At 66.4% G+C, this 25,620-nt stretch carries 25 protein-coding genes and 1 tRNA gene; 21 read left to right on the top strand and 5 right to left on the bottom strand.

The window, feature by feature from the left end:
* Positions 1-144: 144 nt before the first annotated feature.
* The 6 genes from AQJ27_RS26660 to AQJ27_RS52540 all read left to right on the top strand — a co-directional run bounded on the left by AQJ27_RS26660 (position 145) and on the right by AQJ27_RS52540 (position 9,092).
* A complete protein-coding gene (locus AQJ27_RS26660; protein WP_067373957.1) occupies positions 145-354 on the top strand; it encodes a helix-turn-helix domain-containing protein in 210 nt (69 codons plus the stop codon).
* Positions 355-427: 73 nt separating this feature from the next.
* Positions 428-1,609, top strand: a complete 1,182-nt coding sequence (locus AQJ27_RS26655; protein WP_067373955.1) for a site-specific integrase — start codon at positions 428-430, stop codon at positions 1,607-1,609.
* A 392-nt stretch (positions 1,610-2,001) separates the two neighbouring features.
* A complete protein-coding gene (locus AQJ27_RS26650; protein ID WP_067373951.1) occupies positions 2,002-3,294 on the top strand; it encodes a hypothetical protein in 1,293 nt (430 codons plus the stop codon).
* A gap of 215 nt (positions 3,295-3,509) precedes the next feature.
* Entirely contained in the window at positions 3,510-5,186 is a 1,677-nt protein-coding gene (locus tag AQJ27_RS26645) for an HNH endonuclease (protein WP_067374388.1), read from the top strand.
* Between the two features lie 537 nt (positions 5,187-5,723).
* Entirely contained in the window at positions 5,724-6,860 is a 1,137-nt protein-coding gene (locus AQJ27_RS26640) for an AAA family ATPase (protein ID WP_201264351.1), read from the top strand.
* Between the two features lie 351 nt (positions 6,861-7,211).
* Positions 7,212-9,092, top strand: coding sequence for a S8 family peptidase (locus AQJ27_RS52540; RefSeq protein ID WP_159064397.1), 1,881 nt, complete (start codon positions 7,212-7,214; stop codon positions 9,090-9,092).
* Between the two features lie 118 nt (positions 9,093-9,210).
* Here the strand turns inward: AQJ27_RS52540 and AQJ27_RS26635 are convergent, their stop codons facing one another.
* Complete coding sequence (locus tag AQJ27_RS26635; RefSeq protein WP_067373948.1) at positions 9,211-9,780, bottom strand: GNAT family N-acetyltransferase; 570 nt, start codon at positions 9,778-9,780, stop codon at positions 9,211-9,213.
* Positions 9,777-10,544, bottom strand: coding sequence for a GntR family transcriptional regulator (locus tag AQJ27_RS26630; protein ID WP_067373945.1), 768 nt, complete (start codon positions 10,542-10,544; stop codon positions 9,777-9,779). The genes AQJ27_RS26635 and AQJ27_RS26630 overlap by 4 nt, the downstream gene beginning before the upstream one ends.
* 498 nt (positions 10,545-11,042) lie before the next feature.
* Here AQJ27_RS26630 and AQJ27_RS26625 point away from each other — a divergent pair, with 498 nt between their 5' ends.
* The 14 genes from AQJ27_RS26625 to AQJ27_RS26560 all read left to right on the top strand — a co-directional run bounded on the left by AQJ27_RS26625 (position 11,043) and on the right by AQJ27_RS26560 (position 22,573).
* Complete coding sequence (locus AQJ27_RS26625) at positions 11,043-11,426, top strand: RapZ C-terminal domain-containing protein (protein WP_067373942.1); 384 nt, start codon at positions 11,043-11,045, stop codon at positions 11,424-11,426.
* 115 nt (positions 11,427-11,541) lie between these two features.
* A complete protein-coding gene (locus AQJ27_RS26620; protein WP_067373939.1) occupies positions 11,542-11,760 on the top strand; it encodes a hypothetical protein in 219 nt (72 codons plus the stop codon).
* 186 nt (positions 11,761-11,946) lie between these two features.
* Positions 11,947-12,213, top strand: a complete 267-nt coding sequence (locus tag AQJ27_RS26615) for a DUF6284 family protein (protein WP_067373936.1) — start codon at positions 11,947-11,949, stop codon at positions 12,211-12,213.
* Positions 12,210-13,073: a protein spdB gene (locus tag AQJ27_RS26610; protein ID WP_067373934.1), complete on the top strand. Its 864-nt coding sequence runs from the start codon at positions 12,210-12,212 to the stop codon at positions 13,071-13,073. The genes AQJ27_RS26615 and AQJ27_RS26610 overlap by 4 nt, the downstream gene beginning before the upstream one ends.
* Positions 13,073-13,474 carry an RRQRL motif-containing zinc-binding protein gene (locus AQJ27_RS26605; protein WP_067373931.1) on the top strand — a complete coding sequence of 134 codons (402 nt, stop codon included), beginning with the start codon at positions 13,073-13,075 and terminating at the stop codon, positions 13,472-13,474. Before AQJ27_RS26610 ends, AQJ27_RS26605 begins: the two co-directional genes overlap by 1 nt.
* Positions 13,474-13,659, top strand: a complete 186-nt coding sequence (locus AQJ27_RS26600; protein ID WP_067373928.1) for a hypothetical protein — start codon at positions 13,474-13,476, stop codon at positions 13,657-13,659. Before AQJ27_RS26605 ends, AQJ27_RS26600 begins: the two co-directional genes overlap by 1 nt.
* A 2-nt stretch (positions 13,660-13,661) precedes the next feature.
* The gene (locus AQJ27_RS26595) at positions 13,662-13,979 is read left to right on the top strand and encodes a hypothetical protein (protein ID WP_067373925.1); all 318 of its coding nucleotides are present in this window, start codon (positions 13,662-13,664) and stop codon (positions 13,977-13,979) included.
* A 106-nt stretch (positions 13,980-14,085) separates the two neighbouring features.
* Positions 14,086-16,215, top strand: a complete 2,130-nt coding sequence (locus tag AQJ27_RS26590; RefSeq protein ID WP_067373921.1) for a cell division protein FtsK — start codon at positions 14,086-14,088, stop codon at positions 16,213-16,215.
* Positions 16,216-16,419: 204 nt separating this feature from the next.
* Complete coding sequence (locus AQJ27_RS26585) at positions 16,420-16,887, top strand: hypothetical protein (protein ID WP_067373918.1); 468 nt, start codon at positions 16,420-16,422, stop codon at positions 16,885-16,887.
* 19 nt (positions 16,888-16,906) lie between these two features.
* A complete protein-coding gene (locus tag AQJ27_RS26580) occupies positions 16,907-17,467 on the top strand; it encodes a hypothetical protein (RefSeq protein WP_067373915.1) in 561 nt (186 codons plus the stop codon).
* A gap of 90 nt (positions 17,468-17,557) precedes the next feature.
* The gene (locus AQJ27_RS26575) at positions 17,558-18,472 is read left to right on the top strand and encodes a bifunctional DNA primase/polymerase (RefSeq protein WP_067373912.1); all 915 of its coding nucleotides are present in this window, start codon (positions 17,558-17,560) and stop codon (positions 18,470-18,472) included.
* Positions 18,469-18,831: a hypothetical protein gene (locus AQJ27_RS57415; protein ID WP_067373909.1), complete on the top strand. Its 363-nt coding sequence runs from the start codon at positions 18,469-18,471 to the stop codon at positions 18,829-18,831. Before AQJ27_RS26575 ends, AQJ27_RS57415 begins: the two co-directional genes overlap by 4 nt.
* Positions 18,828-20,375 (top strand): YfjI family protein, encoded by a 1,548-nt coding sequence (locus tag AQJ27_RS26565; protein ID WP_067373908.1) that lies wholly within the window; start codon positions 18,828-18,830, stop codon positions 20,373-20,375. Before AQJ27_RS57415 ends, AQJ27_RS26565 begins: the two co-directional genes overlap by 4 nt.
* A gap of 692 nt (positions 20,376-21,067) precedes the next feature.
* Positions 21,068-22,573: a tyrosine-type recombinase/integrase gene (locus tag AQJ27_RS26560; protein WP_067373905.1), complete on the top strand. Its 1,506-nt coding sequence runs from the start codon at positions 21,068-21,070 to the stop codon at positions 22,571-22,573.
* A 122-nt stretch (positions 22,574-22,695) separates the two neighbouring features.
* On the opposite strand, the gene AQJ27_RS26555 is transcribed toward AQJ27_RS26560, so the two are convergent.
* The 3 genes from AQJ27_RS26555 to AQJ27_RS26545 form a co-directional block, all read right to left on the bottom strand.
* A tRNA-Pro gene (locus tag AQJ27_RS26555) sits at positions 22,696-22,769 on the bottom strand.
* A gap of 28 nt (positions 22,770-22,797) precedes the next feature.
* The gene (locus AQJ27_RS26550; RefSeq protein WP_096240038.1) at positions 22,798-23,598 is read right to left on the bottom strand and encodes a Pr6Pr family membrane protein; all 801 of its coding nucleotides are present in this window, start codon (positions 23,596-23,598) and stop codon (positions 22,798-22,800) included.
* Positions 23,599-23,892: 294 nt separating this feature from the next.
* Complete coding sequence (locus tag AQJ27_RS26545; RefSeq protein WP_067373902.1) at positions 23,893-24,819, bottom strand: metallophosphoesterase; 927 nt, start codon at positions 24,817-24,819, stop codon at positions 23,893-23,895.
* Positions 24,820-24,972: 153 nt separating this feature from the next.
* Here AQJ27_RS26545 and AQJ27_RS26540 point away from each other — a divergent pair, with 153 nt between their 5' ends.
* The gene (locus AQJ27_RS26540) at positions 24,973-25,437 is read left to right on the top strand and encodes a GatB/YqeY domain-containing protein (protein ID WP_067374383.1); all 465 of its coding nucleotides are present in this window, start codon (positions 24,973-24,975) and stop codon (positions 25,435-25,437) included.
* The last annotated feature ends 183 nt before the right edge of the window (positions 25,438-25,620 follow it).

The following is a 25,620-nucleotide window of genomic DNA, read 5'->3' as shown; positions in this document are numbered from 1 at the left end:
CCGCTACCCCGCCGCTACCGCTACCCCTTCCCGCTACCTCGAACAGGCCCCTGACCTGCGCGGTAGCGGCGGTAGCGGATGTAGCGGACCTGACGGGAGGGGGTCACGAGCCCCCGACTCCCCGCCGAGGAGGCACACCACCGCATGAGCACCGCCACTGCACTGGCTGAACAACTCCTCTACCGGCCCGAAGAGGCCGCGAAAGCTCTCAGGATCGGCCGCTCGATGGTCTACGAGGAAATACGTCTCGGACGACTCCAGACCGTTCGCATCGGTCGTCGCCGACTCGTGCCGCCTGAGTACATCGCGAAGTACGTCGAACTCCTCAAGCGCGAGGCAGAAGCCACCGCTTGAACTCCCCACCACCCATCTCAGCAGGGCCGCACCCTTCAGGGTGCGGCCCTGCTTCTTGGAGGCGCACCGCAGCATGACCGAGACCCCGAAGCGCGCCCGCAGGGCAGGCCACGGTGAGGACACGATCTATTGGGACCCGGCGAAGAACCGATTCGTGGGGGCTGTCTCTCTGGGACACGCCCCGAATGGCAAGCGCCGCCGACCGAAGGTGTACGGCAAGACGAAGACCGAAGTCCGGACGAAGATCCGGGACTTGAAGAAGGAGATGCAGACCGGCGTTAAGTCGCCCGCCAATTACACCGTGGCGGAAGCGGTGAACGATTGGCTCGAACGCGGCCTGAAGGGGCGCGATGACCAGACCGTCAGTAAGAACCGCACGCTGGCGAACAAGCACCTGATTCCGCTGATCGGCAAGGCCAAGCTGAAGGACCTAAGCGCGGACGACGTCGACGACTGGTTGGACGACAGGGCCGAATGGCTTGCGACTCGGAGCCTCCGGGACCTGCTCGCTGTCCTGCGCCGTTCCATCCAGCATGCTCAGCGTAGGGACAAGGCCGTGCGGAACGTGGCGCTTCTGGTGACCGTGCCGGAGGGGCGACCCGGTCGTCCGAGCAAAGCTCTGAATTTGGAGCAGGCGAAGGCTGTACTGGCCGCCGCGCGCGGATCACGGCTGTACGCCTATCTCGTGGTCTCGCTTCTCAGCGGCGTTCGCACGGAGGAAGCGCGACCGCTCACCTGGGATCACGTCTACCTGTCGCCGCAGGAGGGCGTGCCGCCCCACGTCGCGGTGTGGCGCTCGGTGCGCAAGCACGGCGAAACCAAGACCAGGAAGAGCCGCCGGACCATCGCACTGCCGAAGCAGGTCGTCGAGGTCCTCGAAGAGCATCTGAGGTGGCAGAAGCAGGAGCGAGCGTCGAAGGGGATGGAGTGGAGTCCGGCCGGCCGAGTCTTCACGACCCGGAGCGGCGAGCCGCTCGACGCCGCCAACGTCAGACGCGACTTCAAGGCCATCGTGAAGAAGGCTGGACTAGAGCCGGAGTGGACGCCGCGGGAGCTCCGGCACAGCTTCGTGTCCCTGCTCTCGGATCATGGGATCCCGCTGGAGCGGATCGCGCTCCTGGTCGGTCACAGCAGCCAGGCGACGACGGAAGCGGTCTACTGGAAGCAACTTCGCCCGGTGATCACTGAGGGGGCCGAAGCGATGGACGAGATCTTCGCCGATGACGACGGAGTGGCGGACGCGCTCGGGGCTTGACCCGAACCCGTTGGCCCCCTGTTTGGCCCCCCGGGCATGAAAGAGGCCACTGGGTAAATTTACCCAGTGGCCTCTGACCAGCGTCGGGGTGGCGGGATTTGAACCCACGACCTCTTCGTCCCGAATTAGGCCCTGGAAGATCGCCGACCTGGTTCTCATGCCAGAGATGCAGGTCAGAGCGTCGGGCTGTGTCGGTATCGGTTGGCGCTTGGGGGTCCCTAGCTCAAGATCGTCTCCAGGATTTCTCCAGGGCAGGCTGCGTCATGGGCTCGTGCGGGTGCCATTGTGCGGACTCGACTGGGCGACGACGTGGGAGAGTCCACTCCCCTGCTGTCTGCCTCGTAGGTACAATCCCCGCTGTACAGGGGGGGTTGTTGATGAGTAGACGGGTCGTGGAACTGCCGGATATCCCAGGTGCCGGCGAGGAACTTGAGGACTACGTCGCCGCGCTGTTCCAGGCGTCGGGCCACTTTGTGGAGAAGCAACTTGTGGAGTCCGATCCTGCGGACCTTCTTGAGCTCGACATCGTCTCCACGGACTACACGCATGAAGAAGCCGTACGGCAGCTGATCGAAGTCAAGGGGGGCGGCTGGGGCTACACCGATCTGTTCAAGGTCATTGGTTTGATGACGTACCTGAAGATCGATCGTGGCGCCTTCTTCATCACCAAGTGGGACAAGCGTGAGACTGCTCCGAGCCGGATGGGGCCGTTGGGGCTAAACGTCGTCTGCTTCAAGGACTTCAAGGCCGCCCCAGCGCACTTCACGCAGAAGGGCTTCGGAACCTTCGTAGAGCCGGGGCTCATCGAACTGTGGCAGCACTCCTACGGTGTGGAGCGCCGATTCGTGAAGCTTCTCCATCAGCGGGCGAGGAAGCAGAAAGAGGAAGGGGCCAAGGCTGCGAAGATCTATCATCGCCAGATCAACAACGGCACCTTCTTCGCGCGGGCCCCGGAAGAGTCTTTGGCGATGCTGTACGAGGCGTACAGCGAGCATCCGAAGTTGACGCGCGGCTATGCGCACGAACTGGACGGAGGAGCGTTCGATCCGCAGTCGGTGAATCCCAGCAGCGCAAGCTACAAGGCCATGCTGGAGGGGAAGTCCCCGGAGCTTCAAGCCTGCTCCTACCTTGAGCACCGCGCCCGGCTTTCGATATTGAAGTCGGCGGTCGACTACGCGCTTGCGCACCCTGACGGGGCCCCCGAGCTCGGGATGTCGGAAGACGGGAAGACGTGGTTCTTTGAGGGACTGACGTACCACGCCCTGCCAGCGACGTTCCACAGTGGCATCGCTTGGTTGCGCGAGCAGCCGAACTTCCGCCGCTACGCAACCTTCTGGCAGCAACTTCTCTGGGGTTGGGGAGGGTTCTACCTTGACGACCGGGAACAGCAAGAGTTCGAGTGGATGTCGAGGTACTCCGGCATCCCAGCTGACGAGATCCCGATGGCTCTTGAGGCGTTCGACCGCTTCTTCCCTATTCCCGGCGGCTGGTTCGTAACTGCAGGGAGGACGGACGTCCGCATGGTCAAGATGGTGCCGTGGATTTTCCAGGGAATCGGCGCTCACCACCGCCGCGTTCAGTACGGCCTGTCCGACCTCTCCGGGCTGAACCCTAGTGCCCCATACACCCTCGGTGATCTCGCCAAGCGCATCAATTGCGCCGTCGACTTCCTCTTGGACCAGTAGGGGGTTTGGTCCGTGCCGATCGGAGCCGGCACGGACCAACTGCGTATCACGCCCCGTTACCTCCTCAGGAGCGGCGATGAGCACGAGGCACATGCCGTCGGGCTCATAGATCCGGCCGCGAAGCGGGCGCCTCGCCGTCCGTGCGGATCGCCCGCCCGAGCTGCGGGCTCCTGAACCGAGAAGCGCTGTCAGTGCTCTGGTCTACGGTGTCGCTCATGGCACCGTCGGAGATCACTCGCGCAGGCATCCTGTGGGCGATTGCAGAGCATGACCGGCTTGGCAGGGAGGCGTTCCGGGAAACCTACGGCTACCGCGCCGCGGCTGCGTACCTCCTTGAGTACGAGGGGAAACTGTACGACTCGAAAGCGATAGCCGGCGTCGCCCACAAGTACGACTTCGGCGTAGCGCTCAAGCCCTCTGCCCCAGGGCTCAGTGGCGGCCTCAAGCACGCAGTGGCTTGGTTGCGACGAGAGGGCTTCGCTGTCGTAGAGCTCCCCAAGTCCTTCCACCGGCGAGTGGGAGATGTCCGGCCGGCCCGTCGTGCGACGGGCCCTGCTCTGCACCGCCCGGTTCTTCTCCTGTGGGCGATCGGGCAGGCCGTGGCGGGAGCTCCCCGAATGCAGTCGTGGTCGGCCATCCGTGATGCCGTCGCTCCGCTCATGGTGAAGTACGGCCAGGTCGAAGACGGTTCGGATGGGGCCCGTTACCCGTTCTGGGCTCTCACCCGCGATGAGCTCTGGACCATTGAGCAGGGACAGGGACTCACTCTGACCAGCCGGGGACGGCGCCCCACTCTAGAATCCCTGAACGAGGCCAACCCCTCTGGCGGCCTGCGCGAGGACGATTACGATCTGCTCCGCTCACACCCTGATGCCGCAGCCTCAGCGGCGGCGGGGCTGATCCTTCGCTACTTCCACCCTCTGCCGACAGGCTTGTTGGAAGACTTCGGTCTCCACGAGCTGCTCGCCGGCAGGTGGCCCGATGCTCTACGGCCTCTACTCGGGGAATCCTTCAAAGACCGCGAGGCCATCTGGTCCACCTACGGTGGACAGAAGATGGCGGGGATCGGCTGCCTTGCCGACGGCATCCTGAGCGCCTTCTCGGACGACAAGGGCCCCTACGCCGACGGACGCATCCCGGATACCAACTGGATCGCCTACGTCGGCGATGGCCTCTCGGGCGACCAGAAGCTCACTGACGGCAACGAGCTCATGGCCGAGCATCAGAGCGCTGGTCGCCCGCTGCGCTACTGGCACAAACCGTTTCAGGGGGAGTTCAGCTTCGAAACCTGGGCTGTGATCGTGCAACGCCGGCTTCGCTGGGGCACCGGAGCTGACAAGCAGCCTCGCCGCGAGTTCCTCTGGGTCCTGGCACCTGTCCCCTCCCCGGAGCGTGAGACCTGGCCTCTTGAGGTTGTTGAGGCACTGGAGATTGATACGGGGGAGCTGTACGACGAAACGGGCGACTACCGCCCCAGCGACGTCGATCCAGACGTGCCCAGCACGGGGGAGAGCGACGAGGACGCGTACCGGCGGTTGGCGCAGAAGGCAGAGGAGAAGGCCGAGCGTCGGGGCCAGATGAAGAAGCCCACGCTGGTCGACAAGTACCTGCGTGACCCCAGCGCGAGAGCGGCGGTCATCAAGCGCTGCCGAAACAGGTGCGAAAGCCCTGAGTGCGCTGGTCATCCCACCGAGCGGACCACCGCTGGTTTGCCCATCCTTCAGGTTGACCACGTCAAGGACCTGGCCAAAGGCGGACCTGACGTCCCCTGGAACATGATCGCTCTGTGCCCAAATTGCCACGCCCTCAAGACCTACGGCGAGAACAAGGAGAAGCTTCGACGCCTCCTTGCAGTTACTGCGCGCCGCCTGCATGAAGCGAAGCTCAAGTGACACACCTGCTTCGGTGCCTGCCCGTGCACTCCGGGACAGGCACCGAGGCACGACGAGACCGGCATCAAGACCAATCGGGTTCTGGCAGCCAGACGCCTGACGGCCCACGTGTCACGACAGCTACGACGACCTCTCTAGGTCAAATATGCAGGTCAGGGCGTTGGGGAGCATCGCTCTCCGTTGGCGCATCAGGGATCCCGTCGCAAGATCATCTCCAGGAATTCTCCAAGCCTCGCTCACGCTCACTGCGCGCGATGCAGGAGCCGGTGTCTGGTCCGCAGATCCGTGGTCCGCTGGCCGCACCGTCCGCCTCGGCGTGAGGCACCGCGAGGGCGAGCCTTCTTGCCGCTCGCTGAGCACCACAGGCGGCAATCACGTATGCCCAGCCACAGCCGAATCCAACACCTGTGCTTCGAACACGGGGTAGGCGACTCGCGACTGTCAGTGCCATACGAGAGACTGATGCTAGCGACGCGCACTGGACTAGTTGCTCCCTGATCCCTAAAAACTAGCCCACCAGGCGCTAGTCTGATGCCCATGGTGGAGAGGACCGTGATGAGCCCTGTGGACGAACTTGAAACATATGAGCGAGATATAGTCCACCTTGCGAGGGTTGCGATGGCAGGGCGGGCACAGGACGTGCAAACCCTGGTCCAACGCATGGCCCGCCGCTACCAACGAACGAACGCATCACTTGGCGACTCCCTTCGTGAGTTGCTGCGATCCGCCCCAACGGCGCAGACACCCCTGCGCGGGGTCGGGAACGCAGCCTCCCTACCCCTCGACAGTGACAGCCGTCTTCCTCTGATCCGGGCAGAGCAACTCGGGCCGTCGGTCCCACTCGTCTTGACTCCATCGGTGAGGGCAGTGCTTGAGCAGCTCCGTGACGAGCATCGGAACACCGACCGGCTCGCCCGACAGGGCCTGACGCCAAGTCGCACCGGGCTATTCACCGGGCCTCCTGGCGTGGGTAAGACCCTGGCCGCCCGCTGGTTGGCAGACGAACTGAAGCTCCCTCTGCTCGTCCTAGACCTTTCTTCCGTGATGAGTAGCTACCTCGGGCGAACTGGAAGCAACATTCGCAAGGTGCTTGATTACGCAAAATCAAGCCCTTCGGTCCTACTCCTGGACGAACTTGACACAGTGGCCAAGCGGCGCGATGACATGGCTGAAGTCGGGGAGCTGAAGAGGCTGGTAACGGTTCTACTTCAGGAAATTGATGACTGGCCTGCCAGTTCACTCCTGTTGGCTGCCACAAATCACGCCGATCTCTTGGACCCGGCGGTTTGGAGGCGATTTGATCTAGCGGTCAAATTCCCCCTTCCCGGCCCAGTCGAACTTGAGGAGGCCCTTCTCCACTATTGCGGGAATGAGGCACTTAGAAATACTGCGTTCCTCGTGAGAATCTTGAAGGGTTCCTCATTTGCCGATGCAGAGCGTTTCGTTATGACGGCTCGCAGGAAGGCAGCCTTGAGTAACGAACACACGTTCGACATCCTGTTGAGTATGGGGCAGGAACGCATGACGCAAATGAACCACGCCGAACGTCTTCAGGTAGCACTTGATCTAGTGCAAGATGGAAGTCTCTCGCAGAGGGGGGCTAGCGAGCTGACGGGAGTCAGTCGCGACACGATTCGCCGCAAGCAGCGAGCGGACCAAGAGCAGCACGCGTAGGGGGAGAACATGGCTGGAGAGCGCAACTTCTTACTCGGGCACGGCGAGCGTCTCGTCGCTCCAGTGGCAACACCTCCGGGCGGCGCAACGCCCGAACTGCCATACACGGCAGAGGAAGCTCGGCAACGACTTCTCCCTCAAGTCGAGGCAGCGGTGCGGGCATTCGATTCGTTGCCGGCCGAGGCCTGCCCGTCAGGAAAGACGGTAGGGCTCGTTACGTTGCACCCCCAGTTCATCGCCAAGACCTACCATCCAGGCGACTTTCTTCGGGATAATGGACTTTCCTACATCGGGTCGCGAGGCGCCAAGATCACCCCGGAAAAGTGGACGCGTCAGGGTGAGCCCGTAGCCATGGACACGACCGAGATATTCGTCTCGGGGCGACGGGAGTCATTTACGCATCTGGCCGATCTATTGCAGTCACCCGGTGCATTCCCGGAGGGGTCTCCCCTTCAGAAAATGGAAGCATTCCGTGCCCCTGGCGCTTCAGATAAGAAGCGCGGCACAATGCCGCTCCCTCAAACCTCGTCACTTTTCGAGGTAGGTCTGCACATTCCAAGCGTGGACCGTGATGCCATCCTTCGTTCTTTCCAGCGATGGGCTCGCGCCTGTGGAGTGTCAGCCGACCTCGACAGAAGCATCCCGGTCTCGGGGCTTATTTTCATGCCCATCGCTGCCCATACAGAAGAACTCGATGAGCTGAGCAGGTTCTCTTTCCTTCGAGTCGTTCGCCCGATGCCGAGGCTGCGCACCCTGCACCCCGTCGAGCGAAGCCTCTCGGTCGGCGAACTGCCGCCGATTGAAGTGCCGGATGAGCCCGTAATCGACGGCTCTATCCGTATGGCCATCTTCGACGGCGGACTGCCCTCCAGTGGCCCTATGAGCCAATGGACTCAGTCCTTCGACGCCCCCGGGGTCGGGCCGGTAGTGGAAGAGTGTGTTGATCACGGCCACATGGTGACTTCGGCCGCCCTCTTTGGTTGCTTGAATCCTGGAGAAATCGCGCCCCGCCCCTTCAATAGCGTGGATCACTATCGGATTCTCGACGACGAGGAAGAGGACTCTTACGCCCTCTATACGGCGCTAAATCGCATTCGCGATGTATTGGAGGAAAAGAACTATGACTTCGTTAACCTCAGCCTCGGACCAGAACTCCCCATTGAGGATGACGAAGTGCACCCTTGGACAGCGGTGCTGGACGAGTATCTCTCCCATGGCCAGACCTTCATGACCTTGGCAGCCGGAAATAATGGGAACAATGATTGGGCTTCGGGCAACGCGCGAGTTCAGGTTCCATCCGACTGCGTGAACGCCCTTGCTGTGGGATCCGCCAATAGTAAGCTAAAGAACTGGGATCGAGCCGGATACAGCGCAATCGGTCCAGGACGCTCACCTGGCCTGGTGAAGCCGGACGTTCTAAGTTTCGGAGGATCCCAGTACGAACCCTTCATCTTCCTGCCGCGAAATGGAGATGCTCCGCTGTCGGCGATGGGTACGAGTTTTGCAGCCCCTGCTGCACTCAGGATGGCCGCGGGTATCCGAGCGCACTTCGGCGGACACATTAAACCCCTTGCCCTTCGGGCCCTTCTCGTACACTGCACCGAGCGCGGAGATGTCCCTATTGATGAGGCTGGCTGGGGAAGGGTCCCTGACCAAATCGAAGCCTTCGTAGTTTGCCCTCCAAACTCCGTTCGAGTCTTGTATCAGGGAACCATCGAGCCGGGGCAGACGATGCGCATGCCTATCCCGCTGCCCGAGGATGCACGGACGGGCAATGTCATAATCAGTGCCACCTACTGCATCAACTCTCCGACAGACTCACGCAGCCCGAGTACATACACGGGGAGTGCCATCGAACCCGTTTTTCGACCTCACGCGGAGAAATTCAACAACGAAGACAGCATGCATCCTGCGACTGCACCATTCTTCAGGTCGAGCGACTTCCTGCCGGAGAACGATTTGCGGAAGGGGGCGCACAAGTGGGAGACAACAAAGCATAAGATCCTAACCAAGAGGGCATCTTCACTCCTTCGGCCAGTTTTTGACGTCAGGTATCTGTCAAGACTTGAACAGCTCGCCGCAATCCATACGGAGAAGGTCGAGTACGCCCTTGTGATCACTCTCACAACATCCGCAGATGCGGACATTTACAACAAGGTTGTACGTGCCTATAGCGGTCAGCTAGAAATTTTGCAGCCGCAGGTTGATATCCCTATCTCAGTGCAGCCGTAGCCTGCCCTACCGGGAGCGAGCCCTACTACCTCGCACTCCCGCAGGCTCTAACCGTCTGATGTGACGTGAGGCCCCGAGACCCCAGGCAAATGAGTCTGGGGTCTCGCTGGCGCTCGAATCACGCAGCAAATCGGAGTCGTTCGGGAGTAGGTGACCGGTCTGAGAAACCGTGATCGGCTGACCGTGCCGCACGCTGCGCGAGCCACCCGGATACGCGGGGCCCACCATTCACTGCCGCGCCCTCGTGGACGGTACGAATGTGACTGAAGCCGTGTGCGACGTAGTACCGCTGTAGCGCCTCGTTCGTCGTCCAGGCATCCAGGCGGAGCCACTGCGCGCCTGCGCGATGCGCACGGTCGCCGGCCCAGTCGAGCAGCCGGCCACCGAGGTCCTGGCCGGCGTACTCCCGAGCGATAGTGAGCTTGTTGACGAACATCGACGGCTCGGTTAGTTCGTCGTCCGTCCACAGCCCTTCTTCGGCGTCCGGGGTGAGTGTGATCGTGCCAGCGGTCGTATGCCCGTCCCGGAGCATGAACACAGTGCCCGCTTCGATCGTGGCCAACAGCTTGTCGGCGGGGTACGGACGGCTCCACTGGTCAGACCCTAGACCCCGCAACCAGGCTGCCGCCTCCTCGCGAAAGTCGAGCAGCTTGGTCACATCGTGCGGTTCGGCAGGAGTGATGATCACGCGTTCTCGCCTCGGGCGGACAGCTCGCCAATCTCGTAGTTCATGCGGTTCAGGTCCCCTCGGAACGTCGTGATCGTGCACCGAATCGGACGGTCTACCGAGTAGCCGGTACGCGTCCAGAGCATCACTGGCACGCCAGCTCCGATCTCCAGTAGTCGGGCTTCCTCCGGTGTCGGCATCCGAGCGGCAATCTCATCGAAGTACCCGACCTGCTCGATGCCTCGCGAGGCAAGGTATCGAGTCGTGCCTTCCTCAATGTCTCCCGGCTCAGCCAGTCGCGGCGACGCCTCGACGAGCCAGGACGGATAGTAGGTCGCCTGCGTGGACCACGGAACGTCGTCCACATAGCGATGACAAAACCGCAATACCGCCTTCGTACCTGCCGGGACCTTGAGTCGCTCAGCGACGTCCTTCGAAGCCGGGAGCATCTCCACGCGGAATGTCTGGTGAGGCCGCCGCCCAGCGTTCGTCACGTCGGTGCTGTAGGCGTCGCCGTTCTGCGGGAAGGTCAGATTCTCGAACCGCGTCGCGTTCAGCTCGAATACCTCGTGCGACTTGACCTCGTATCCAAGCCCCTGGCTGGACGTGATCAGGCCTTCGCTGACCAGCAGGCTTAGCCCGTTGCGGATCGTGTTCCTGGACGCGTCGAAGCGCTGCTGCAAGTCGTTCTCAGAGGGCAGCCGCGCACCCGGCGCGTAGATGCCGTTGTCGATCTCGCGGCGCAGGACGTCGGCGACTTGCCGGTACTTCGGCTGCTTGTTCATGACCCCATCATGACGCACTCGCACCACTTGTTGGTACATGTAGCTGCTAACCCCTTGACGTCTCACTGTCCGTGGGTGCAGCATCACCTATCAGCTTGTACCAACAAGCTGAGCAAGTGGTGCAACACCTTCAAGTGCGCCCACTTGCTCCGACAGCGCCCAGAGGAAAGCCCGTAGAGGCGAGTACGAAGGAAACGCCCGTTGGTTGAGAACTCAACAGAGTGCCGACCCAGCCACCCGAACACGGGTGGTCGATGGGTGCGGGTCACCACCCCGACCGCCCACGTCGGGTCGGGTGGCCCGCCCGGATCCGCCCTCCGGGTCGGTGACTGGCATTGAGTGATCTGAAGTCCGCAGCACCTTCACGAGGGCCCACCCCTCGTCTCCATCGGCTCAGCGGCCGAACGCCGCTGCCGGTTGCCCGATCCCGCCCCGCCGAACTGTCGGGGCGGGTGAGGGGAGCCCGGAACTGCCCCCTTCGCCCCCTAGGAGCCCCTCATGACTGCTGCTATTGAGATCGTTTCGTTCGGCTACCTGCACGACGAGCCGCCCGCCGCGCACCTGACCGTCGACCTGCGCCACCACTTCCGCGACCCGCACGTTTCCCCGGAACTGCGGTACATGACCGCGGACGACGAGCCGGTACGCGCGGCGGTGCTATCCACCCCGGGCATCGCCGCCCTCGTGCTGGCCACCGCCGCGGCGGTGGACGCGTTCGCGTCCGGCCCGTCCGCCGGAACCGTCACGGTCGCCGATGGCTGTGCGGGAGGCCGGCACCGGGCTCCGACCTTCGCCCGCGCACTCGCCGAACTGCTGCGCGACGCGGGCCATGACGTCACCGTCCGGCACCGCGACCTCGGCAAGGACGTCGTCCAGCGCTGACCGCCCGCTCTCGCCTCGGACCCGCCGCGCTGCGACGGGGGCCGCGAGGGTGCCGGATCGAATCCGGCCCGGGGCACTGCGGTCATCACCGGCCGCTCTCATCCAAGGAGCAGACATGGCCCGCAAGAACACGATCATCGTCAACGACGACCACACCGGCGACATCGGCGGCACGGTCATCTCGGGCAATACGGGCCCGGTGGCGATGAACGGCGACATCCACGATGGCGACACCGGCACGGACAGCAAGGACACCGGCCGGCGCACGTTCTCCGGCAAGGGCATGACCGTCGTCGAGGGCGACAACCACGGCACCATCTCCCGCCGCTTCTGACGCGGGCAGCCCCGGCCACCTGCCGTGAAGGGCGTCGGATCGAATCCGGCCCGGGGCGCCGGCCGCAACTCTGCGGCCCGCCGCACCATTCGGGTGCGGCTCTCACCCTTAACGGCGCGCGGCTCCGGTGCTGGAACACCGGAGCCGCTTTCGGGCCGTACCACCGACTAGGGAGAACACGACCCAATGGACCACATCGTCACTGTTCAGGAAGCTGTTACCGCGTTCGCCGACTGGAACGATCCGACGGACGCTGAGCTTGCCGCGATCGAGTCGGAGATGCCGCTGATCCTGGCGGACGTCGACCTGATCGACGCGCAGATCATCGCCATGGACCACACCCCGAACGAGGTCGACACCCGCCGTGTGCGCCGCGCCCTCGCCCGGGTGCTCACCGAGTACCGCATCCTCGCCAACCGCACCACCGACGAGACGCTCGGGGGCGCGGCGTGAAAGCCAAGACCGTGCTGCCCGCCGTCGCGATGACGGCCGTGTCCATGGTCCTCACCCTGGCCGTGGTGGTGATGTGGCTGGGCACGGCGATGCCGTGGCCCGTCGCCCTGGTCGTCGGTCTCGGCATCGACGGCGGATGGCTGGCCACCCTCGCCTACGAACGCCGCCTCGCAGCCCAAGGCGACCACAGCCACGCCGTCACCGGAGTCGGCTGGTCCTTCGGCCTGATCGCCGCCGGCGTCCTCGTAGCGCACGCACTCACCGCAGAGGCGTCCGCCGGCGCATGGCTGGCCGTGGCCTGGCTGCCCATCGCAGCCAAGGCCCTCTGGCTGGTCCACGGACTGTGGGAACGGACCGCACTCACCCCCAACGCCCTCGGAGCGATCCGCGGAATCCAGCAGGAAGCCCGCGACGAAGCCGCCGTGGCCCGCGCCCGACTGCGAGCCGAAGCCACCACCGAAGAGACCCGGCTGACGGCCGTGACGGAGGCTGGCGCCCGCGTCGCACGCGTCCAGGCAAAGACCGCGAACACGCTCGCCGACGCGTGGTCGACGCTGGAGACGGCACGGGACGGTGAGGACACCGGCAGGGCACTGACCAGCGTGACGAACCGCGTCACACCCGACGTCACACCCCGCTGGCAACTGCCCGTCTGGGGACCCACCGACCCGGTATCCGCGTTCAGCCTGGACGCGGCGCCCGCCCTCACCGACGAAGCACTCGACGCGCTCGTCGACGAGATCCGCCACAGCGAAACCCCCGCCCTGTCCTACCGCGAGATGGCCACCCGCTTCCGCGCATCCGGCCACTCCGCATCCGAGGTCCGCCTGCGGGCCGCGTGGAAGCGCGTGGTCGCCTGATGTCCGCCGCGTTCGGCAAGTGCTTCGACCCGTCCGGCGCCCGCTACGGCATCCCCACCTACCCCTGGAAGTTCGCCCCCGACGACGACCAGTTGGCCACCCGCCGACAGTTACGGGCCCGGGGGCTGCGTCCGGGCGGTCAGCCGATCGCGGCGCAGGTCATGCGCATCAACCGGCGCGCCGGAAACGTCCGGGTCGCCTACCTCTACCGCATCGACCTCGCCAAGCCCGTGCGCCCGATGACCTCCCGCAAATGGGGCGCGCTCGCGCTGGCGATGCTCGCCCGCCGCACCTGCCCCAAATGCCGCCTCACCTACAGCTACTGCATGCCGCGCTCGCTCGGCATGTGCGTGCTGTGCGCCCACCCCGACAGCCACGACTCCGCCCGGACGGGGGCCTGATGAGCGTCCGCCGTGAGACCGCCACCGACGACTGCGCCCGCACCGTAGGCCTGATGACCGCCCTCGGTGACTCCCTGCCCCCCGACCGCGAGCCGGACCAGTTCGAACAGACCGTTGCCCGCGCCCTGTACGCCAACCGGTGCGACCAGCCGCCCGCCGGCCACACCTACCCCCGGAAGGGATGACCATGGCCAACTCCGACATCCGCCGTCTGGACCGCGAGATCCAGCAGACCCAGAAGAAGCTGGAAGCCGTCCGCCGGGGCGAGTGGTGGCCGCTGAACGGCTCGGAACGCCGCGCCATGGCCCGCGCCCTGGCCGGCGGCGCCTACCGCGCCTCCCGCGGCCGCAGCACCAGCCACGCCGAGGAGCAGATGGACACCACCGGGTCCGCCGCCGAGATGCGGCTGAACGCGGAACTGACCGCCCTGCACGGCGAGCGCCAGCGCCTCATCACCGAGGCCGCCCGCGCCAAGGCCACCAAGAAGTCTTCCCGCTGGTTCTGACCAGCCCGCACAACCCGCCGGGGTGACCGCCCCCTGCCACGGACACGGCCACCCCGGCGCCCTCCACAACTCCCGCCCCAAAGGGGCAGTCAGGAGCACCCTCAGCATGTCTGAGAACGTCGTTCACCTCCACAAGCCCACCGACCCCCCGACCGACCCCGCGGCGCCCACGGTGCTGACCGTCGTGCCCGACGCCCCGCCGGCGCCCCCGGTCCCGCTGTGGGTGCGCTCCGGCCGGAAGGTCAAGAGCGCGGTCACGCACGAGACCACGAAGACGACGGTTCGGGCGGTGGCACGGCATGGCCTCTACACGTTCAACGGGGGCCGGATCGTGGCCCGCCGCGCCTGGGACGGCAAGACCGGTGCCCGCTACGAGCGCATGATCCGTACGGCGGAAGTCGCGGGGAACCTGGAAGCGGCCGAGGAGTGGGAGGAGCGGTTGCAGCGCTTCCGCGCCGCCCGCCACCACCGCCGCATGGACCTGCTGCACTCGCCCGTAGAGGCCGCCAAGGGCATTGCCGTCGGCACCGGGGTGAGCATCGGAGTGCTGGTCGCGCTCGGAGTGGTGATGGCCATCAACAACCACGACGTCACCGACGTCATCACCCCGCTCCGGGCGACCATCGACTTCATTGCCCTGCTCATCTGGATCGTGCAGGTCGTATGGGGGCCTGCGCTCACGATCGGCCCGTTCCTCGCCCTGCTCGCCCTGTGGACCGTCGGCAGCAAGCAGCAAGCCGCCCCCCAATGGGCGCTGCCTGCCAACGTCCGCAACGGCGAGGGCGAGCCGATCACCCCCTCGATCGTCGTCAAGGCCCTGCGCGACCTCGGGGTGCCCGCGCTGCGCAACGCCATCAAGGAGATGGGCGACGCCGGCGCCTCCATGCTGGGCCCGATCCGGATCGCCGGATGCGGCGTGGAAGTCGACGTCACGCTGCCCTCCGGGGTGGCGACGAACGAGGTGCAGGCCAAGCGCCGCAAGCTCGCCGAGAACCTCACCCGGCACGAGCACGAGGTGTTCATCACCATCCCTGAGGCCGCCCGCACGGTCCGGCTGTGGATCGCCGATTCCGGGGCGCTGGATGAGCCGATCGGCCCCTCTCCGCTGGTCACCGACGAGACGATGACCGCGAACTACAAGACCGGTAAGGCCCCGTGGGGGCAGGACCTGCGCGGCGACGCCGCCGCGATCAGCCTGTATCAGCGGCACCTGCTGGTCACGGGCCTGTCCAACCAGGGCAAGACCGCCGCCCTGCGCGCGCTCGCCCTGTGGCTGGCACTGGACCGCTCCGTGCAGTTCTGGATCGCCGACCTGAAGGGCATCGGCGACTGGGCCCCGTTCGACGGCATCGCCGAAGTCCTGATCGAGGGCCCTGCCGACAACCACTGCATCCAGGCGACCGAGATGGCCGAGGACGCGGTGGAGGAGATGAACCGGCGGATCGAGGCGCGCCGCAAGGACCCGAGCATCGTCTTCCCGCCGCTGATCGTGTTGGTGGACGAAGCACAGAAGGCGTTCATGTGCCCGGCCAAGGGCGAGGACGGCCGCCCCTACGGCGGGTCCAAGGCGACGTCCCGGTACTTCATGGCCGTCCGTGAGATCCACAACCAGGGCCGTGCGGTCGACGTGCTGATGTGGCAGGGAACGCAGGACCCCACCGACCAGAACCTTCCCAAGCTGGTCCGCGAGGGTGCCCACACCCGCGCCTCCCTCGTGGTGGGAACCGAGTCTCAAGCTGAGATGGCGCTCGGTGCCAAGGCCGTCAACGCCGGCGCCGCTCCGCACCTGCTGCGTCAGGGTCTGGACAAGGGAACCCTTGTGGTCGCCTCCGACGGGATCGCCATTCCGGCGGGGCAGGCGTCCATCACGGTGCGGACCCACTTCATCGACGACGAGCCGGCCGCCGAGATCGCCGCACGGGCCAAGGCCCTGCGCGACGGCGTCGCCACCCTGCGCGCGGTCGACCGGGGCGAGGAGCGCGACGCGCTCGCCGACGTCGCCGCCGTCCTCGGCGACGCGCCCCGGCTGCGGACCAACGAGGTACTGAAGCGGCTGCACGCCCTGGACCCGAGCACCTACGGCGACCAGTGGACCAACGACCGGCTCAAGAGCCTGTTGGAGGAGCACGGCGAGGAGCCGAAAAAGTCGCACGGGGTCATGGTCGTCCACCGCGATCACGTCCTGCGAGCGCTCGCCAACCGCGACGCCGAGGGTTCCGCTTCCGCCGCCGAGTAGCGGGGAGGCAAGGCCGTCCGGCCCGGGGAGGCGGGGAGAACTCCCCAACCCCCTCCCCGGACCGCCTCCCCTACGTTGATCAGCGAAAACACCGTTTCGGGGAGGCGGGGAGGCGCCCCAGGTCACCCCCCGAAAACCCCCTCCACACCCACCCCGGTAGGGGGTGTCCCTGCCTCCCCAACCGAGCACCGGAAGGGATTCCGCATGTACCCCGAACCCACCGACCGGACGCCCGCCGTACGGGCCCCGGAAGTCCACCATCCCACCCCGATCGCCCCCACCGTGGCGCCGTACGCAGCGCCCCTCACCCCCGTCCAGCCGCACACCGTGCCGGCGGTCGCGTCCGTCGTCCTCCCGGACGGACGCGTCGTCACCGGCTACGCCATCGAGCCCGCCAAGCCCGAACCGGTCGCCGCCAAGCCGACCATCTCCCGCGCGGCGGTGAACATCGCGCTCGGGGGCATCGGGTTCGGCGCCGTGTGCGGCGGGCTGGTCCTGCTGACCACGTTCATCGCCGCACTCGCCGCGCTGATCCACCAGCTCATCGTTCTCGCCGCGGTCATCTTCGGCGGCTGGGTCGCCGTGCAGGTCTTCGGCGCGAGCGGCCACCGAGGCGCCACCACGGTCAACATCCGCAAAGCCGTCATCAAGCGCAACCACTTCCACGGCTGAACACCCCCAGAGGAGAACCGTGTTCGACATCCGCATCATCTGCGACCCCGCCGACGAGCAGGACATCACCCGCGCGTTGACCGCCGCGTTCGAATGCGACCCCATCCAGCGCCGCCCCGCCCACAACGGCCACCGCGTCCGCCTCTACACCAAAGCCTTCCACCCCGACCCCGCCGCACTGCTCAACGACACCCCCGAGACGACCGAGGCAGGGCCGACGGCATGGCCAGCGCCGGAAGACGCCTACGCCACCGCCCCCGGCATCACCTACGAGATCGCGTGGACCGCTTCCACGGCCAGGACGGCGACCGAGAGCCCGCACGGGGACGACGTGGACCGTGAGTACTGGCTCCGCAAAGCCGCCCTGCTGGACCGCATTGCGCTGGAGCACGAGGCTGACGGCGTCCGCAACGGAACGGACGAGATCGCGGCCCATGCCGCTCGCCAGCTCATCGAGATCGACCAGGACACCGAGGGCGACTACAGCGGCGCCCCGTACGGGCCGGAGCACCCGGCCACGCTCGCCCACCCGCGCGGCTACGTCCGCCAGGAATACGCCCGCTGGTCCGACAACCAGTAGCTACGCCAAGGGCGACCCCCACCTCTCGCCAAAGAACTCGGGGTCGCCCTTGCCAACCAGCCCACTACAGACCTGTTGGAGGTCTCCAGCATGACGCAACCGACCGACAATCGGCGAGAGGCCTTACTCGCCGCTGCCCTGAACGCCGCCGGCCGCGGCTGGCACGTCTTCCCGCTCCGCCCCGGCACCAAGCGCCCGGCCCTCCACGGGGAAGCCACCTGCCCGCGCACCGGAGCGTGCGCGGGAGGCCACCGCAAGTGGGAACAGCGGGCCACGACCGACCCGGACCGCATCCGCGCCACCTGGGCCACGGGCGCGTTCAACGTCGGTATCGCCACTGGTCCTTCTGGGCTGCTGGTCGTCGACCTCGACATGCCCAAGGACCACAGCAATGGGGACGCGCCTGACGGCGCGGCGACCTTTGGGGCGCTCTGCGAGCGCACCGGTCACGCAGTCCCCGACACCTATCGCACCCGGACCGCGAGCGGCGGCCACCATCTGTACTTCGCTGCGCCGTCCGGGGTGCGACTCGCCAACACAGCAGGAACCATTGCCTCGTTGGTCGACACCCGATCGTGGGGCGGCTACGTCGTCGCCGCGGGCAGCACCACCCCCGCCGGACCCTACGAAGCCATCAGCGGCCCTGTGTTGGCCTCTCTGCCCTCGTGGCTGCTGAGCATCCTGAAACCGGCCCCCAAGCCCGTACAGACGCCCTCAATGCCCGTAACGGCACAATCCCTCCGATATGCAGACACCGCGCTCGGCAATGAAGTCCGCAACGTCTCCGGGGCCCAACTCGGCCAGCGCGAAGCGAGGTTGTTCCGGGCGGCGCGAGCCATGGGGCGCTTCATCGCGTGGGGCGATCTCCCCCGGCACGAGGTAGAGCAGGCTCTTCAGGAGGCAGGCGAGGCGGTGGGACTGCCGCGGTCCCAGTGCCGCGCCACCCTCCGCAGCGCACTGGACTGGTCCATCGCCCACAACCAGCGCCGGCGGGATGCGGCATGACCGCCCCCTCCCGCCCCCCTCTGAAGAGCATCACCCCCACCGCCGCCACGCCGCACGCCGCTCCACAGCCTGTGGACACACCGGCCGCGGGCGAGCCGAAGGGCGTCGCCGAAGGCGTCCCCATTGCTGTTCGCCCTGACCCGCACCCGGGCGACGGGCGCCGCCCCGTGGCCTGGCTCCACATCGTCGCGCCGCCGTCCTGGGGCATCACCCCCTCCGCACGTTCCTGGTGCACCTGCGGCTACGAGCGCCAGGCCATCGGCCGTGCCGCCGTCCTGCAACTGATCGCCGCTCATGGCGAACACCGCACCGCATGCCCGCTGTTGAACTCCACGTCGGAAGGCAGGACCGTCGCATGACGACCAACGACGCAGGCGCGGATCTGTGGGAAGGGTTCGAGCACATCGAACCCGAGCAGATCACCGGCCCTGCCTGGGACGAGCCCGTACCCCTCCGGACCCGCCCACCCCTCCCGGAGTTCCCCGTGGAAGTTTTTCCCGCCTGGCTGGGCAACATGGTGCGCGGTGTCGCCGAGGAGACCCAGACCCCGGCGGACCTCGCCGGATGCCTGGCCCTGGCGGTCCTCGCCACCGCCGCCGGCGGGCGGGTCAAGGTGTGCGTACGCGGTCACTGGCGGGAGCCCGTGAACATCTACACCGCCATCGCTCTGCCCCCCGGCAACCGCAAGTCCGCCGTCTTCGACCTCATGGTTCAACCGCTGCTCGATGCGGAGAAGGCCCTCATCGAACTCTCCGGACCCGTGAGGGCGGAGGCGGAGACCCTGGCACGGCTGGCCAAGTCCGCAGCAGAGAAAGCCGCAGGCAAGGCGGCCAGCGCGGAGCCCGAACACCGCGACACCCTTACCGCCGAAGCCGTCCAACTGGCCCAGGACGCGGACAAGATGAGGGTTCCCGCCGAACCGCAACTCGTCGCGGACGACGTGACGCCGGAAAACGTCGGGACGCTCCTGGACGAGCAGGGCGGGCGCATCTCCTGCCTGAGTGCCGAGGGGGAGCTGTTCGACATCATCGCCGGGCGCTACACCGGCAAGCCCAACATGGGCATGTTCCTCAAGGGCCACGCGGGAGACATGCTCCGGGTCAACCGGCAGGGCCGCAGTGCCCAGCACGTCGACTCACCGGCGGTCACGATCGGCCTGGCGGTCCAGCCGGAAGTCCTGGACGCACTCAGCCGCATCGACGGAGCCGACGGCCGCGGGCTCCTCGCACGCTTCCTCTACTCCAAGCCCCTGTCCTTGGTCGGTTACCGCAGCCTGACACCCGCCCTGCTGGACGAGCAGGTGGCCGCCACCTACGCCAAGCACTTGGCGGGTCTGACGCTCGCTCTGGCGGACTGGACCGACCCCGCCCTCATCCAGCTCACCCCGGAAGCCGACGCGGTCCTCCTGGCCTTTCAGAAGGTCACCGAGTCGCGTCTTGGTCCGGACGGGAGTTTCGCGCCGATCGTGAAATGGGCGTCCAAGCGGGACGGCGCCGTGGCCCGCATCGCCGGACTGCTGCACCTCGCCGCTCACCCCGAGGACGGGTGGCACAAGCCCATCGAGGCGTCGACCATGGCCGCCGCTACCGAGCTGGGCGTCTACTTCACCGCGCACGCCCTGGACGTGTTCAGCGTCATGAGCGCCGACCCCGCCCACGAATCCGCGGTGACCGTCCTCGCGCAGCTCGTCTCCAGCAACCCCGCGCAGTTCACCAAGCGCGAGCTGTTCCGGATGCTGCGCCGGGCAGAGTTCCCCGCCATCGGCGACCTGGACCCCGCCCTGTCTCTGCTCGAAGAACACGGCTGGATCCGTCAGCAGCCACCGCCCCCGCGCACCGGTCGCGGCGGTCGACCGCCCTCGCCCCGCTACGAGACCCACCCCCGCATCGCGCGCGGAGCCTGACACAACCCCCAGACCGCTGACAGAACTGACACAACCCCCCGTGCAAGCCGTTGACCTGCACGAACGACCGTGAGCGCGGTTTTGACAGAACTGAATTAAAACTCGACAGAACCCCCGACAGCACCGCCGGGCGTCCTGTGACAGAACCCCGTCCGCCGAGGTTCTGTCAGGTTTTAATTCAGTTCTGTCAAAGATCCAGAACCCATCAAAACCGCAGGTCAACGGCTTACCGGCGAGGTTCTGTCAGTTCTGTCAGCGGATCCCGCTTCCTCGTGAGGAGTCACCGCCACATGAGCACTGCTCCGCGACTGGAACCCCCGGCTCTTCCTCCTGTCTACCTCCCGAGCGACATCGCCAAGGCCCTCCACTGCTCGGAGTGGTGGGTGAAGGAGCAAGCTCGAAGGGGACGCATCCCCTTCACCAAGCCGGCTGGGAGCTACCGGTTCACGGCCGAGCATTTCGCCGAGATCATGCGCATCTTCGAGAGCCGTCCCGCCGAAAGCCGTGACGCTCCTGCCCCAGCAAAACAAGCACCACGCCGCAGGGCGACCACAACGGCGGCGTCCGTCACTTCCTTGAAGGCAAGGACCCCGCGCAGGGCGCTAGGCGCCCAATCGCAGGCCAGCGCAGCCTGATTCCGTGTGCCGCTCGGCCCTCCAGCCGGGCGGCACGCCCGTTCATAGGAGAACAAGGTGGGTTATGCCGAGAGCCTCGGCAGCTACTGGCGCGGCAGGTACAAGCTCGCGCCTGGCAAGTACGCCACTGTCCGCGATGCCGATGGCGATGCCATCCGCTTCCGGACCAAGGCTGCGGCAAAGAAGGCGGCTGACGCCGAAGAAGCGAAGCTGTTGGCCGGAACGAAGAAGGCGCCTCGCGAGCGGATCACCTTCGGTGCCTACGTCAACCGCTGGTATGCCGCACAGGACTTGGCGGCATCCACCATGCAGAACTACCGGCGGCACATCGAAGAGCACTTGCTCCCCGCATTCGAGGATTCCGCCGTTGCTGACATCCTGAGCACCGACATTGCCGCCTGGGAGAAGCACGAACGCGCGGTGCCTTATGCGGCATCCAGCGTCAAGACGTGGCGGGCGACACTGCACCTGATCCTTGCTGACGCTGTTGACGAGGGGCTGCGCGACTCCAATCCGGCAACCAAGCGCCGCGGACGAGGTAAGCGTGCTGGGCGCTCACGTAACCGTGGCCCGGAGAAGGCGGTCACGACCGCACTCGGCATTCTGCTGCTCGCCGAGAGAATGGCGCTGCTGTCCGGCCGCGACGACGAGTTTGTTGCCGGCATCGTCAAGGGCTACACCGGTATGCGCTGGGGGGAGATCGTTGGCCTTGAGCCCGAGTTCGTCCGGCCGAAGAGCATCCGCGTGGAGTGGCAGCTCTACGAACTGGACACCGGTGAACTGCACCGCTGCCCGCCCAAGGACGACTCCTACCGTGACATCGACACTCCGGACTTCCTCGCCTCGCTCCTTGCCAGCCACATCGCCCGGACGAGATCAAAGCCTTGCGAGTGCCACGGACTGGCCTACGTCTTCCGCGGACATGGAACCGCCAACGGGTCCGTAAGTCGCTCCGGGGCGAAGCTAGTCGACGTGGCCCGTCGCTGTGGCGTATCGACCGGCACCGTTTCCAACGTCCTCAACCGCCCGGATGCTGTGGCGGAGCTGACTCGCCTGAAGGTGCTGAAGGCGATCAGTGATCTCGGGTACATCCGCAACGCGGCATCGGGGGAGTTGGCTGCTCACTGGCGGCGCTCCGGTTTCGCCACGTGGCTCTTTCGACCGGCCGCGACAGGGCGGTACCCCGGGCGGGGCAGTCAGGAAGAGCGGCCGGTGCCCGTCGTTGCCGAGCCGTGGCCTGGCATCCCGGCGCGCGGGCGAGGAGCTTCCAAGCGGGCTGAGGTGTGCTGGGTGCCGATCGCCCCGGGGCTCACCCCGCACGGGTTGCGCCACACTCACAAGACCCTGATGAGGGAGGTGGGGACCCCACCGAAGCTCATGGACGAACGCATGGGTCATGAGGACGGCTCCGTCCAGTCGCGCTATGACCACATCACGCCAAGGATGCGGCAGGCGCTGATGACCGCCCTCACCGGGATGTGGGAGGAAGCGTTGGACGCGCGCCGGACGATGAGTCTCGGCTCGCCCGTGGCTGCTCTGGATGCGTTGCTGAAAGCTCGCTAGCAGCGCGCTGATCTGGAGACAGATTCCAAGATCTTCTCCAGGATTTCTCCAGAGAACCCCTGGAGAACGAGGCAGGCCCGGTGCTGAAAAATCAGCACCGGGCCTGACCTGCTATTTAGCTGTCGGGGTGGCGGGATTTGAACCCACGACCTCTTCGTCCCGAACGAAGCGCGCTGCCAAGCTGCGCTACACCCCGATTGTCGCTGCTCTCGCGGCGACGTCGTTTACTTTAGCCCACCGGTGGCCGGAGACGAAATCCGGTTTTCGGGGCGTCGGCCGCGGCGGCGGAACGGGTCGGGGCGGACGTGGTCCAGGACGATGACGAGGAGGGCGAGGGCGTAGAAGGCGACGCCGAGGATCGCGGTGTTGCCGAGGATGCCCACGTAGCCGTGCCGGTCGACGTCCACGAAGGGGTAGAGGTAGCGCGCCGGGGTGCCCGGCCGCAGCATCTCTCCGCGGACGAGGGAAAAGACCAGGTAGGCGAGAGGGTAGACAAGCCACGTCGTCGCATGCCGGACGGCGAACGGTGCCGGGCGGGTCAGCAGGAGCCAGTCGATCACCACGGCGATGGGGATCACCGTGTGCAGGATCTGGTTCGACACCGCCTGCCAGCCGGTGTGCGAGGCGATGCCCCCGGTCATGGAGAAGCCGCTGGACGGGTCCGCCAGGATCAGGTGGTAGACCATGCCCGTGATCGAGATGTAGAGCAGCGTGCCGCCGGTGAGGACCGCGGGCACCGGGCGACGCGCCGCCCGTGCCCGCCGGGCCGAGGCGACGAAGACCACCGCCACCAGCAGGTTGGCCTGGATGGTGAAGTAGCTGAGCACGTGGAGCGGACTGCCCAGACGCATCTCGATGGCCACGCCCGCGGCCGCGACAAGGGCGACCAGGAGGCGGAAGACGGCCACCAAAGGGCGGCGCACGGGGGCCACCACTGCCGTCGCCGGGACGAGGAAGGGGGTCTGCGGGAGGATGCCCGGTATCGGGGGCAGGTCGGGTATGTCCCTGGGTATCGGGGCGATCATGTTCCCACGCTAAGCGCGGGGGGCGAATCGGGCGATATGGGTCACCCGGTTGGGTGACGACCGAGCGCGGACCCGCGCCCCGTCAACACCAACACCAACACCAACGTCAACATCTACGGCTACATCAACGCTCTGATCGACCCGATCGACCTGCCCGGCGCCGTCGCACTGGACGCCGCTTCCGATCGCCCCCCATGATCGCCCCCCACGTTCGACCGCCACACTCCGGCCGACCCGCATCCGTCCGGCCTACCGCTGCCCGGTCTATCGCCGTCCGACCTACTGTCGAGCGACCTACTGTCGAGCGACCAGCGTCAGCAGTGACGCCTCCGGCGGGCACGCGAACCGTACCGGCGTGTAGCGGCTCGTACCGCAGCCCGCCGAGACGTGCATGTACGACGTCCGCCCCTCCGTCGTGTGCGTGGACAGGCCCTTCACGCGGTCGGTGTCCAGGTCGCAGTTGGTGACGAAGGCGCCGTAGAAGGGGAGGCACAGCTGGCCGCCGTGGGTGTGACCGGCCAGGATCAGGGGGTAGCCGTCCGCCGTGAACGCGTCGAGCGCACGTAGGTACGGGGCGTGGACCACGCCCATCGAGAAGTCGGCCGACTCCGACGGGCCGCCGGCCACGCGCGCGTACCGGTCCCGCTTGATGTGCGGGTCGTCGAGGCCGGTCAGCTCGATCTCGGCGCCTTCTATTTTGAGCGTCCCCCGGGTGTTCGTCAGGTTCAGCCAGCCCGCCGTGTCGAAGCCGTCGCGCAGGTCTTCCCACGGGTTGTGGATGACGCCCACGGCCGGCTTGTTGCCGTTCAGACCGTGGCGGCCCTGGGACTTCTCCAGCAAGTACAGGGCGGGGTTGCGGAGCTTGGGGCCGTAGTAGTCGTTCGAACCGAAGACGTACGCACCGGGGAACTCCATCAACGGGCCGAGGGCGTCCAGGACTTCGGGGACGCCCTCCGGGTCGGAGAGGTTGTCCCCGGTGTTGATGACGAAGTCGGGGCGCAGCCCGGCCAGGGAGCGCAGCCAGCGCTGCTTCTTGCGCTGACCGCTCACCATGTGGATGTCGGAGACCTGGAGGACGCGGAGCGGCCGCATGCCTGGTGGCAGGACCGGGACCGTCACCCGCCGGAGGCGGAACGAGCGGGCCTCGAAACCCGCCGCGTACAACAGTCCGGCGGCCCCCACCGCCGTGATTCCCAGGGGTACTCCATATCGCGCGCGCATACGTCCATCGTGTCAGACCCCGACAGCCCCGCGTGCCGCCCTGTGGACAACCTCGAACCTGTGGACAGCCTCGCGCCCATCGACGGCGCGTCCCGGGGCACGGTGCTGAAATCAGCAGGCGACCGCCGCACCACACCTGCGACAATCGACGGCATGACCACGCTCAAGTCGAAGCTGCAGGAAGACCTCAACGCCGCCATCAAGGAGCGCGACGAGCTCCGCTCCGCGACGCTCCGGCTGACCCTCACCGCGATCACCAAGGAGGAGGTCGCGGGCAAGACGAAGCGCGAGCTCTCCGACGACGAAGTACAGAAGGTGATCACCCGCGAGGCGAAGAAGCGCCGCGAGGCCGCGGACGCCTTCGCGCAGGGCGGGCGTCCCGAGTCGGCCGAGCGGGAGAAGGCGGAGGGGGAGGTCCTCGCCGCGTACCTGCCGAAGCAGCTGTCCGACGAGGAGCTCCAGCAGATCGTCGGGCAGGCCGTCGAGGAGGCCAGGGCGGCGGGTGCCGAGGGGCCGCGCGCCATGGGCCAGGTCATGAAGATCGTGAACCCGAAGGTCGCGGGGCAGGCCGAAGGTGGCCGTGTCGCCGCCGTGGTCAAGAAGCTGCTCGCGGGCTGAGTCCGAGAGGGACCAGAACCAGTAGTGGAAGACCAGGACCAGTAGTAGACGCAGAACCGGGACCCGTACGAGTCCCGTACCCGTACCGAGTACCCGCACCCATACCCGCACCACCCCACTCACCAAAAGCCATCGGCCTCGGCGCTCCCGATCATGGGAGCGCCGAGGCCGACGGCTGTGCTG

The sequence above is a fragment of the Streptomyces olivochromogenes genome, assembly GCF_001514115.1.
GTDB lineage: Bacteria > Actinomycetota > Actinomycetes > Streptomycetales > Streptomycetaceae > Streptomyces > Streptomyces olivochromogenes.
The sequence above is the reverse complement of the archived record's forward strand: the minus strand, read 5'-3'. Positions and strand labels throughout refer to the sequence as shown.